The organism is Pseudomonas serbiensis, from assembly GCF_030580745.1.
GTDB lineage: Bacteria > Pseudomonadota > Gammaproteobacteria > Pseudomonadales > Pseudomonadaceae > Aquipseudomonas > Aquipseudomonas serbiensis.
Genome location: NZ_JAUQOO010000019.1, coordinates 131710 through 143028, shown reverse-complemented (window position 1 = coordinate 143028; position 11319 = coordinate 131710). Strand labels below are relative to the sequence as shown.

The 11319-nt window shown below is 58.1% G+C and carries 9 protein-coding genes; 7 read left to right on the top strand and 2 right to left on the bottom strand.

Going from position 1 to position 11319, the window contains the following annotated elements; all coding sequences use genetic code 11:
- Positions 1-301 precede the first annotated feature (301 nt).
- Together Q6A51_RS21865 and Q6A51_RS21860 are read right to left on the bottom strand one after the other, a co-directional pair.
- On the bottom strand, positions 302-1795 hold the full coding sequence (locus Q6A51_RS21865; RefSeq protein WP_304575717.1) for a CoA-acylating methylmalonate-semialdehyde dehydrogenase: 1494 nt from the start codon (positions 1793-1795) through the stop codon (positions 302-304).
- Between the two features lie 43 nt (positions 1796-1838).
- A complete protein-coding gene (locus tag Q6A51_RS21860) occupies positions 1839-3185 on the bottom strand; it encodes an omega-aminotransferase AptA (protein WP_201018103.1) in 1347 nt (448 codons plus the stop codon).
- A gap of 111 nt (positions 3186-3296) precedes the next feature.
- On the opposite strand from Q6A51_RS21860, the gene Q6A51_RS21855 reads away from it, so the two are divergent.
- The 7 genes from Q6A51_RS21855 (at position 3297) to Q6A51_RS21825 (ending at position 11280) form a co-directional block, all read left to right on the top strand.
- Entirely contained in the window at positions 3297-4217 is a 921-nt protein-coding gene (locus Q6A51_RS21855) for a LysR family transcriptional regulator (RefSeq protein ID WP_201018104.1), read from the top strand.
- A 176-nt stretch (positions 4218-4393) separates the two neighbouring features.
- Complete coding sequence (locus Q6A51_RS21850) at positions 4394-5791, top strand: uracil-xanthine permease family protein (RefSeq protein WP_304575716.1); 1398 nt, start codon at positions 4394-4396, stop codon at positions 5789-5791.
- Between the two features lie 84 nt (positions 5792-5875).
- Positions 5876-6538, top strand: a complete 663-nt coding sequence (locus tag Q6A51_RS21845; protein ID WP_201001849.1) for a TetR/AcrR family transcriptional regulator — start codon at positions 5876-5878, stop codon at positions 6536-6538.
- Positions 6539-6570: 32 nt separating this feature from the next.
- Entirely contained in the window at positions 6571-7164 is a 594-nt protein-coding gene (locus Q6A51_RS21840; RefSeq protein ID WP_304575715.1) for an IMPACT family protein, read from the top strand.
- Between the two features lie 524 nt (positions 7165-7688).
- Positions 7689-9242 (top strand): ABC transporter ATP-binding protein, encoded by a 1554-nt coding sequence (locus tag Q6A51_RS21835; protein ID WP_304575714.1) that lies wholly within the window; start codon positions 7689-7691, stop codon positions 9240-9242.
- Between the two features lie 11 nt (positions 9243-9253).
- Entirely contained in the window at positions 9254-10354 is a 1101-nt protein-coding gene (locus Q6A51_RS21830; protein ID WP_201001846.1) for an ABC transporter permease, read from the top strand.
- Positions 10354-11280: an ABC transporter permease gene (locus Q6A51_RS21825; protein ID WP_304575713.1), complete on the top strand. Its 927-nt coding sequence runs from the start codon at positions 10354-10356 to the stop codon at positions 11278-11280. The genes Q6A51_RS21830 and Q6A51_RS21825 overlap by 1 nt, the downstream gene beginning before the upstream one ends.
- Positions 11281-11319 lie beyond the last annotated feature (39 nt).

Genomic DNA, 11319 nt, shown 5'->3' with positions numbered 1-11319 from the left:
GTTGCTCGTTAGCGGGAGGCGAATTCTACAGCACCCGAAGGCAGTGTCAAACTCTTTCTCGAACCGCTATCGATCAGGCTGCGACCGAAGCACTTCCGAAGCCACTCCAGAACCTGATAAACACTTGTAACCTACTGATCTACAAGGCTTTTTCAGTTCCGTCTGCGCCGGAAGTGGGGCGAATTATAGAGACATTAAATCGCCCGTCAACCGTTAATTTCAAAATACTGTCATAAATATCTGCTAGCCCAATAAACACCGGGGGAGGTCTTCATGAAGACCTCCCCCCAGCATCCATTACTTACAGACTCGGGAAAGCGAATTGCGACGCTTCATGGCTGGCCCTCTGCGGCCAACGCTGGGTAATGGCCTTGCGGCGAGTATAGAAACGCACACCATCCGGGCCATAAGCATGCAGGTCACCAAACAATGAACGCTTCCAGCCGCCGAAGCTGTGGTAGGCAACCGGTACGGGCAGCGGGACGTTAACACCGACCATCCCGACTTCGATTTCATCACAGAACAAACGAGCCGCCTCACCATCACGAGTGAAGATACAGGTGCCGTTGCCGTACTCATGCTCATTGATCAATTGCATTGCTTGCTCAAGGCTAGCGACACGCACGATGCACAGCACCGGCCCGAAGATCTCTTCTTTATAGATGCGCATCTGCGGCGTCACCCGATCAAACAGGCAGCCGCCCATGAAGAAGCCGTCTTCATGGCCTTCAATACGAATATCGCGTCCATCGACAACCAGCGTCGCTCCAGACTGAACGCCATCATCTATATAGCCACTGACCTTTTCGCGGTGCTGCCCGGTAACCAGCGGCCCCATGTCCAGACCACAACTGGTACCTGCACCGATTTTCAGGCTCTTGATCTGCGGAACCAGCCTGGCCACCAGCGCATCGGCAATCTGATCACCGACACAGACCGCAACCGAAATCGCCATGCAACGCTCGCCGCACGAACCATAAGCGGCACCCATCAGGGCACTGACTGCGTTATCGAGATCGGCATCAGGCATCAATACCGCATGGTTCTTTGCTCCACCCAGCGCCTGGACACGCTTGCCTCGCGCAGCGCCTTCTTTATAGATGTACTCGGCAATAGGCGTAGACCCCACAAAACTCAGCGCCTTGATCTCTGGTGCTTCGATCAGTGCATCGACGGCAACCTTGTCGCCATGCACGACATTCAACACGCCCTTGGGCAACCCGGCCTCGTGCAGCAACTGCGCGATCAGCAAGGTGGAACTCGGATCACGCTCCGAAGGCTTGAGAATGAAGCAATTGCCGCAAGCAATGGCCAATGGATACATCCACAACGGCACCATGGCCGGGAAGTTGAACGGTGTGATGCCCGCAACAATGCCCAATGGCTGAAAGTCCGACCAGGCATCGATGTTCGGCCCGACATTACGGCTGTACTCACCCTTGAGGATTTCCGGCGCAGCACAGGCGTACTCGACGTTTTCGATCCCGCGCTTCAGTTCGCCCGCCGCATCTTCCAGAGTCTTGCCATGCTCTTCGCTGATGAGCTGAGCGATACGCGCTTCGTTCTGCTCCAGCAGTTGCTTGAAACGAAACATCACCTGGGCACGCTTGGCCGGCGGCGTATTGCGCCAGGCCGGGAAGGCAGACTTGGCCGAGTCAATGGCTTGTTGCACGGTTTCGCGACTGGCCAGCGCGACGTCATGAATCGCCTGACCTGTCGACGGATTGAATACATCCGCGGTACGCCCGTTATCGGAAGTGAGTTCACCGTGAATCAAGTGTTGGATACTGCTCATGCAAAATGACTCCAGAAAATTTGCGTCTATATACCGGTGCTAATCAGTCAATCAGGTTGAGCGCCTCACCTACGGCATCGAACAATCGATCCAGCTCTTGCGCCTTGCAGTTGAAGGTAGGGCCGAACTGCAGGGTGTCGCCGCCAAAGCGCACATAGAAACCGGCCTGCCACAACTTCATCGCGGCCTCGAATGGGCGAACGATGGCATCGCCATCACGCGGCGCAATCTGAATGGCACCCGCCAGCCCGTAGTTACGGATGTCGATAACGTTCTTTGTGCCCTTGAGGCCATGCAGCACGCTTTCAAAATGCGGAGAGATTTCAGCGACCTGCTGGACCAGATTCTCACGCTGCAACAACTCCAGCGCCGCCAGACCTGCCGCACAGGCAACCGGGTGAGCGGAATAGGTATAGCCATGCGGGAATTCGACGGCATATTCCGGCGTTGGCTGGCTCATGAAGGTTTGATAGATCTCGCTGCTGGCAACCACGGCCCCCATGGGGATTGCACCGTTGGTGACCTGCTTGGCAATGCACATCAGGTCAGGCGTGACACCGAAACTGTCGGCACCAAACATGGAGCCTGTACGACCAAAACCGGTAATGACTTCGTCGAAGATCAGCAGGATATTGTGTTGGTCGCAGATCTCGCGCAGGCGCTTGAGGTAACCCTGCGGCGGAACGATTACACCAGCCGAGCCCGCCATCGGTTCAACGATGACAGCGGCGATGTTCGAGGCGTCATGCAACTCGATCAGCTTGAGCATTTCATCGGCCAGTGCAATACCGCCAGCCTCAGGCATCCCTTTGGAAAAAGCATTGCCGGGCAACAAGGTGTGCGGCAGATGGTCGACATCCATCAGTTGACCAAACATCTTGCGGTTACCATTCACGCCACCCAGGCTGGTGCCACCGATATTCACACCATGATAGCCACGAGCCCGACCAATCATTTTGGTCTTGGTCGACTGGCCTTTCAGACGCCAGTAAGCACGCACCATTTTCACGGCGGTATCGGCGCACTCGGAACCGGAGTCGGTATAGAAGACGTGATTGAGATTGCCCGGCGTCAACTCAGTGATTTTTTCCGCAAGCTGGAACGATAGCGGATGACCGAACTGGAACGCTGGCGAGTAATCCAGAATCCCGATCTGTTTCGCAACGGCTTCCTGGATTTCCTTGCGGGTATGCCCGGCACCGCAGGTCCACAGCCCGGAAAGCCCGTCATAGATCTTGCGGCCCTTGTCGTCGGTCAGGTAGCTGCCATGCGCAGCAACGATCATCCGCGGGTCGCGCTGGAAATTACGGTTAGCGGTGTATGGCATCCAGTGAGCGTCGAGCTTCAATTGGCTGGATACAGGCACATCGGACAGTTCGAGCGCATTCATTGGAATAGACCTCGCAGGGTGTAGGGCAAGAGTGATTGCAGCCAAAGTGCCACGGAGATAAAGTCTGAAAAATCCAACTTTTAAGATCTTTAGTTAGGTAACTACTAAACGATGAGCATTCGTCGCACAGATCCATTGGCCCAAGTCAGTGATTTCGATATCCGTCTGCTGCGCATATTCAAAAGCGTAGTCGAGGCAGGCGGTTTCTCGGCAGCTGAAAGCGTGCTCGGGATTGGCCGTTCAGCCATCAGCCAGCAGATGAGCGATCTGGAGCAGCGCCTCGGCCTGCGCTTGTGCCAGCGAGGACGCGCCGGTTTTTCCGTGACGGATGAAGGCCGTGAGGTCTATCAGTCATCATTGCAATTGCTCAGTGCGCTTGAGAGTTTTCGGACCGAGGTCAACGGCCTGCACCAGCATCTGCGTGGCGAGCTGAACATCGGCCTGACCGACAATCTGGTGACCTTGCCCCACATGCGCATCACCCATGCCCTGGCGCAATTGAAAGAACGCGGCCCGGACGTCCACATCAATATCCGGATGATCGCCCCCAACGAGGTGGAACAAGGAGTGCTGGACGGACGACTGCATGTAGGCGTCGTGCCCCAGGCCAGCGCCCTGCCCGGTCTTGAATACCAGCCGTTGTACAGCGAGCGCTCCTTGCTTTATTGCGCAGTCGGACACCCTCTGTTCTATGTCGACGATGCTGAACTTGAGGATGAGCGCCTGGCAGCCCAGGAGGCCATTGCCCCGACCTTTCGTTTGCCGACCGATATTCAGGCCCATTATCAGGCGCTCAGGTGTACCGCCAGCGCATCGGATCGCGAAGGCATGGCCTTTCTGATTTTGACCGGCCGCTATATAGGCTATCTACCGGACCACTACGCCAACGTCTGGGTCCAGCAAGGCAGGCTGCGAACCTTGAAACCGGGCTCACGGTTTTATGATCTGAGCCTGGTCTCCGTCACTCGCAAGGGGCGTCGCCCTCATTTGGTGCTGGAAAGCTTTCTGGAGAGCCTGGCTGCTACGCGATAACGCACCCAAGGCGAAAAACGGCCGAATGCCGCGCCAGCCAGAACATATAAAAACAGCGTATCTATCTGAAACGAATGAACATGTATCGATAGAACAGAAAATAACCTGAGCAATTGGACAGGTTTTTGCAACGTGCCTGGCTAAGACGTGACCACACCTCATTCCGAGCGCTCGACATGCAGCCTGATACTTGCGACAACAATGACTTGCTCTATGGCCTCAACGATCGGCCAAAACCGTTAACGGCCATACTGGCAGCACTGCAACATGTCCTCGCCAGCTTCGTCGGCATCATTACTCCACCCTTGATCATCGGCTCTGCACTGGGACTGAGCGCTTACCTGCCGTACCTGATCAGCATGGCCCTGATGGTTTCCGGCACAGGAACCTTCATCCAGGCCCGTCGCCCGTTCGGCATCGGTGCAGGAATGATCTGCCTGCAAGGCACCAGCTTCGCCTTTCTCGGCGCAGTCCTGTCCGCCGGCTTCATCGTCAAGCAACGCGGCGGCAGCCCGGAAGACATCATGGCGATGATCTTCGGCGTCTGCTTCTTCGGCGCACTGGTGCAGATCGTCCTCAGCCGGTTCATTGGCCAGTTGCGACGCATCATCACGCCACTGGTTACCGGTATTGTCATTACCCTGATCGGTATCAGCCTCATCAAGGTCGGCGTCACCGACCTGGGAGGCGGCTTCAACGCGCCGGACTTCGGAGCCCCCGTCAACCTCGCACTGGGCGTATTCGTTCTCGCGATCATTATTGTGCTCAACCGCTCCAGCACTCCCTGGATTCGTCTGTCCGCGATCATCATTGGCCTGGCCATCGGCAGTGTGGCGGCGTGGATGAGCGGCAAACTGGTCCCGCAACCCATTCATGATTTGCCACTGATCAGCGTGCCGGTCCCGTTCAAGTTCGGCTTCAGTTTCGACTGGACGGCTTTCCTGCCCGTCGCACTGATTTACCTGATCAGCAGCATCGAAACCGTCGGCGACCTGACCGCCAACTGCATGCTGGCACGCCAACCCATCAGTGGCCCGAGCTATGTGGCCCGGCTAAAAGGCGGCGTGCTGGGCGATGGCGTCAGTTGCATGATTGCCGCCACCTTCAGCGCGTTCCCCAACACCACCTTTGCCCAAAACAATGGCGTGATCCAGTTGACCGGGGTCGCCAGCCGTTATGTCGGCCTCTACATCGGAGTTGTGCTGTTTCTGCTCGGCCTGTTCCCCATGATTGGCGCCGTCGTGCAGCAGATTCCCAAACCCGTGCTGGGCGGCGCGACACTGGTGATGTTTGGCAGCGTCGCGGCAGCAGGTGTGCGCATTCTTGCCCAGGCACCGCTGGACCGACGCAGCATGCTGATCATTGCCACCTCGTTCGGTGTTGGCCTGGGTATCGCCGCGCAACCTGCGCTGCTGCACCATATGCCACAACTGGTCCAGAACCTGTTCGACTCGGCAATCACCAGCGGCGGCATTACGGCCATCGTCATGTGCCTGCTGATCCCGGAAGAAAAATCTGTCGTTCTCAAGGAAAACTACGAGCAGCCAGCCAAAGTCCTTGGCCACCAAGAATAATTTTCCTACATGAATGCTTGTCGGATTCACGCGGGTGCGTTATCTGTTCACCCGTTGCACCCTATGACCTGTCCGGACCTGCACATGACCCTTGAAGTCCCAGCGCACAGTACTCACGGCACCAAGCCTGCAAGCCGTATTCGCCAGAAAAACGAAGAAACCATCATCAAGGCCGCCGAAGATGAATTTGCCCGCCATGGTTTCAAGGGCACCAGCATGAATGCAATCGCGCTGAAGGCCGGGCTGCCGAAAGCCAACCTGCATTACTACTTCACCAACAAGCTTGGTCTGTATGTCGCCGTGCTGAGCAATATCATCGAGCTCTGGGACAGCACCTTCAACAATCTGACTGTCGAAGACGATCCGGCCGAAGCGCTGGCCCGCTACATTCGCGCCAAGATGGAGTTCTCTCGCCGCAACCCTCAGGCCTCGCGAATTTTCGCGATGGAGATCATCAGTGGCGGAGAATGCATGGGCGAGTTTTTCAGCCAGGATTACCGCACCTGGTTTCAGGGCCGCGCCGCCGTGTTCCAGGCCTGGATCGACGCCGGTAAAATGGACCCGATCGACCCGGTCAACCTGATCTTTCTGCTGTGGGGCAGTACTCAGCATTACGCCGACTTCGCCACCCAGATCTGCCGGGTAACCGGTCGCAACCGGCTGACAAAGCAGGACATGGACGATGCCAGCACCAATCTGATCCAGATCATTCTCAAAGGATGTGGGCTTACGCCGCCGGTCTTGTAATATTCGGACCTTGTCGTTTGCTGGAAGCCCCCATGCCTTTTACCCTCCCCGGCCCTTGCGAATATCGTGAAGAGATTCGCAAGAGCCGTTTCATCACCCTCGCGGCGCCTATTGCCAGCCCGGCCGAAGCCCAGGCCTTCATCGAACAGCACAGCGATCTGAATGCGACTCATAACTGCTGGGCCTGGAAACTGGGTGCCCAATATCGCAGCAGCGATGACGGCGAGCCGGGAGGTACGGCTGGCAGACCGATACTGGCAGCCATCGAAGCCCAAGAGTTCGATCAGGTCGTGGTGCTGGTGATTCGCTGGTATGGCGGCATCCAGTTGGGGACCGGAGGGCTGGCAAGGGCTTATGGAGGAGGCGCCAACAAATGCCTGCAACAGGCGCAGCGTGTGCCGCTGATCAATCGCGAGCACTTCAATCTTGAATGCAGTTTCAGCGAGCTGGCACTGGTCAAAGTACGACTTGCCGAATTCAACGGGCTGGTGGAAGCCGAAAACTTCACCGCCAATGGCGTGGAAATGTCGATTGCCATCGGTCCGGAACATATCGCCACACTGCAACGCCAACTGGCGGATTTGAGCCGCGGCAGAATTCTCCTGCATCCAGCCTTGAATCAGTAATTCGCGGTTTCCCGATTTCAGGCATGAGTTGCCCACATCTACTGTGCATCCGGCTGTGGATAAGCTGAGCACATCAGGCTGCAAGCCTTACCGGACGTACGGCACAGACAAGTGATCGTTTTTTGCACAACAGCCCGCCAACGGGATAAAAGCAATGCTAAAACAGCGTCTTAACGCTCTTTAGCACCATTGGAAGCTACTGAAGATTCCTTTATTACCGGGTTTTCGGCTTGCGCACAGTTACTGTGGAACAACCTGTGGATAACAGGTGCAAGGGTCGCGCAATCGCTTGGGGTATCGACCTTGCCGCGCGCTGTACATTTTTTGCACAGCCATGATGTGCCATATTGAATCTTTACCTCTGCAGGACGCCCCGAACTGGTGCCAAAGCTGTCGAGGCACTGGTTTCAGAAACCTTGTAGCACCCTGCACGCGCCCGCCCGGCAACATTCGCCACAAACCTGACTCACTGGCCAGGATTTTGCTTTATCCCCCGGCGACCCACTCTATGATCCGAGCCTGTCATGCCAAACCACGCGCTGCCCCCGCGCCTGCAACTGCGTCATATCACCAAGCAATACCCTGGCTGTCTGGCCAACGACGCTATCGATCTGAGCATCCAGCCCGGCGAAATCCATGCCCTGCTGGGTGAAAACGGTGCTGGCAAAAGTACGCTGATGAAAATCATCTACGGCGTTACCCAGCCGGATTCGGGCTCGATCACCTGGCACGGCGAAGCGCTGACCATGCGCAACCCGGCGCAAGCCAGAGGGTTGGGGATCGGCATGGTGTTTCAGCATTTCTCTCTGTTCGAGACACTGACCGTCGCACAGAACATTGCACTGGCCATGGGCAGCGCAGCAGGTACGCCCAAACAACTGGAGCCGCGCATTCGCGAGGTATCGCAACGCTACGGCATGGCACTGGAGCCACAGCGACTTGTCCACAGCCTGTCGATTGGTGAGCGCCAGAAAGTCGAAATCATCCGCTGCCTGATGCAAGACATTCGCCTGCTGATTCTGGACGAACCCACCTCGGTGCTCACGCCTCAGGAAGCCGACGAGCTGTTCGTCACCTTGCGGCGTCTGGCCGAGGAAGGCTGCAGCATTCTGTTCATCAGCCACAAGCTGGGTGAGGTACGAGCCTTGTGTCACAGCGCGACGGTGCTGCGTGGCGGCAAGGTTTCCGGGCATTGCATTCCTGCGCAATGCACCGATCTGGAACTGGCGCGGTTGATGGTGGGCGATGCAGAAGGACTGACCGCTCAATACGAGAAGGCCAGTGGCGCAGCGCCTTTCCTCCAGGTCGAAAAACTGTCCTGGCATAACCCCGATCCCTTTGGCTGCTCGCTGCTGGATGTAAACCTTGAAGTGCGCAGCGGCGAGATCGTCGGGATTGCAGGCGTCGCGGGCAACGGACAGGACGAACTGCTGGCCTTGCTCAGTGGTGAACAGACACTGGCCAGCGCACAGGCTGCGACTATCCGCTTCGCAGAAACCAATGTCGGCAACCTGCGCCCGGACGCGCGCCGCAAACGCGGCCTGGCTTTTGTCCCCGCCGAACGCCTGGGCCATGGCGCGGTTCCCGAACTGAGCCTGGCCGACAACGCCCTGCTGACCGCCTTTCAACAAGGTCTGATCAGCAACGGGCTGATCCAGCGCAGCAAGGTGCGGGCGCTGGCCGACGAAATCATTCGCCGCTTTGCGGTCAAGACACCCGATTCCCAGGCCGCGGCACGCAGCCTGTCAGGCGGCAATCTGCAGAAATTCATTCTGGGCCGCGAGATTCTGCAAAACCCGAAACTGTTGGTGGCCGCTCACCCGACATGGGGCGTCGATGTCGGCGCAGCGGCTGCAATCCATCGCGCCCTGATTGCTTTGCGTGATGCAGGCGCAGCGATTCTGGTGATTTCAGAAGACCTGGACGAACTGTTCCAGATCAGCGACCGACTCGCGGCCCTTAGCAGCGGCAAGCTTTCGCAACTGGTCCCCACCGAACAGACCAACGCCGTGCAGATCGGCGGCTGGATGGCGGGACAGTTCGATCATTCTCACCCCCAAGCCGTCGCGCTGGGTTAACGGAGCCAAACATGCTGCTTTCCCTGGAACCGCGCGGACAACAATCGCGCGCCATGCTGTGGTGTTCGCCCTTGCTGGCGGCCGCCCTGACACTTGTCTGCGGCTCGCTGCTGTTCATCGGCCTGAAGCTCGACCCGTGGGTGACGCTGCATACCCTGCTGATCGCACCGGTCAGCGACTGGTATGGCGTCTCGGAATTGATGGTCAAGACCTTGCCAATCCTGCTCTGCGCACTCGGGCTGGCGGTCGCCTATCAGGCCCGAATCTGGAACATCGGCGCAGAAGGCCAATTGCTGCTGGGCGCATTGGTCGGCAGCGCAGTGGCGGTCAACGTGATCGAAATGGAAAGTCGCTGGGCGCTGGTGATGATTCTGATCGCCGGGACTCTGGCTGGCGCGGCATGGGCTGGAGTGACGGCCTGGCTGCGTACTCATTTCAATGCCAATGAAATCCTCACCAGCATCATGCTCAACTACATCGCCCTGAACCTGCTGCTGTTCTTTGTCCACGGGCCACTAAAGGACCCGGCGGGCATGAACTTCCCGGAGTCAGCCACCTTCGGCGATGCCAGCCGCCTGCCGCTTTTGACGGAAGATGGCCGCGCCCACGCGGGTGTGTATTTCGCCCTGCTGGCGCTGGTGGCGGTCTGGGTGTTGCTGCAACGCAGCTTTGTCGGCTTCCAGATAAAAGTGCTGGGGCTGGACAAGCGGGCGGCGGGGTTCGTGGGCTTTCGTGAAAAGCGTCTGGTCTGGCTGGCCCTTTTGATCAGCGGTGCACTGGCCGGTCTGGCGGGCGTCAGTGAAGTGACCGGCCCCATCGGCCAACTGGTTCCGCAGGTATCGCCCGGTTATGGCTATGCCGCAATCACGGTGGCCTTTCTCGGACGCCTGAACCCCATCGGCATTCTGTTTTCCAGCCTGCTGATCGCCCTGCTGTACCTGGGCGGCGAGCAAGCGCAAATGACCCTCAACCTGCCACTGGCCATTACGCAACTGTTCCAGGGGATGATGCTGTTCTTCCTGCTGGCCTGCGATGTGCTGATCCTTTATCGCCCGCGCCTGAAACTGCGCTGGGCCAAACGCCAGATGGCGCCTGTCGCGGGAGCCGCGTGATGGATATCGATCTACTGAGCAATATTTTCTACGCCATGATTCGTTGCGGCACACCGCTGCTGCTGGTGGCCCTGGGTGAACTGATCTGCGAAAAAAGCGGCGTCATCAACCTGGGTCAGGAAGGCATGATGCTGTTCGGTGCAGTGATTGGTTTCATCATCGCCCTGAGCACCGGCAACCTTTGGTTGGGTGTGTTGCTGGCCATGCTGGCGGGCATGCTGCTGTCGGCGTTGTTTGCCATTGTGGCTCTGGTATTCAATGCCAATCAGGTTGCCACGGGCTTGGCGCTGACCATTTTTGGCGTGGGCCTTTCGAGTTTCGTCGGTGCAGCCTGGGTGGGCAAACCCCTGCATGGTTTCGAGCCGATGGCGATCCCCTTCCTCAGCGATATCCCGCTGATCGGTCGCATGCTGTTTGCACAGGACCTGCTGGTATACCTGTCATTCGCGCTGTTTGCGTTGGTGGCCTGGGTACTGCTCAAAAGCCGCATCGGCCTGATTATCCAGGCCGTCGGCGAAAACCCCGATGCCGCCAGCGCCATGGGCTTGCCGGTCTTGCGGGTACGAACCCTGGCGGTGCTGTTCGGCGGAGCAATGGCAGGCTTGGCGGGCGCTTATCTGTCCCTGGCCTACACACCGATGTGGGCCGAAAACATGAGCGCGGGGCGCGGCTGGATCGCCTTGGCATTGGTAGTGTTCGCCAGTTGGCGAGTCTGGCGCCTGCTGCTGGGCGCCTACCTCTTCGGCCTCGCCAGCATCCTGCATCTTGTGGCACAGGGCATCGGCCTGGCGATCCCCTCCAACCTGCTGGCGATGTTGCCGTACGTGGCAACCATCATCGTCCTGGTGCTGCTGTCGCGTGATGCACTGAGAACCAAACTGTATGCGCCGGTTTCATTAGGGCAGCCTTGGCAGGCGGGGCATTGAGGGTGCCCCCGTTTCGCGAATGAGCGGAGCGCCGCCCGA

Bases quoted from the DNA above. Each gene is read 5' to 3' on its own strand.
- Q6A51_RS21865 (WP_304575717.1), bottom strand. From the start codon at position 1,795: ATGAGCAGTATCCAACACTTGATTCACGGTGAACTCACTTCCGATAAC.
- Q6A51_RS21860 (WP_201018103.1), bottom strand. From the start codon at position 3,185: ATGAATGCGCTCGAACTGTCCGATGTGCCTGTATCCAGCCAATTGAAG.
- Q6A51_RS21855 (WP_201018104.1), top strand. From the start codon at position 3,297: ATGAGCATTCGTCGCACAGATCCATTGGCCCAAGTCAGTGATTTCGAT.
- Q6A51_RS21850 (WP_304575716.1), top strand. From the start codon at position 4,394: ATGCAGCCTGATACTTGCGACAACAATGACTTGCTCTATGGCCTCAAC.
- Q6A51_RS21845 (WP_201001849.1), top strand. From the start codon at position 5,876: ATGACCCTTGAAGTCCCAGCGCACAGTACTCACGGCACCAAGCCTGCA.
- Q6A51_RS21840 (WP_304575715.1), top strand. From the start codon at position 6,571: ATGCCTTTTACCCTCCCCGGCCCTTGCGAATATCGTGAAGAGATTCGC.
- Q6A51_RS21835 (WP_304575714.1), top strand. From the start codon at position 7,689: ATGCCAAACCACGCGCTGCCCCCGCGCCTGCAACTGCGTCATATCACC.
- Q6A51_RS21830 (WP_201001846.1), top strand. From the start codon at position 9,254: ATGCTGCTTTCCCTGGAACCGCGCGGACAACAATCGCGCGCCATGCTG.
- Q6A51_RS21825 (WP_304575713.1), top strand. From the start codon at position 10,354: ATGGATATCGATCTACTGAGCAATATTTTCTACGCCATGATTCGTTGC.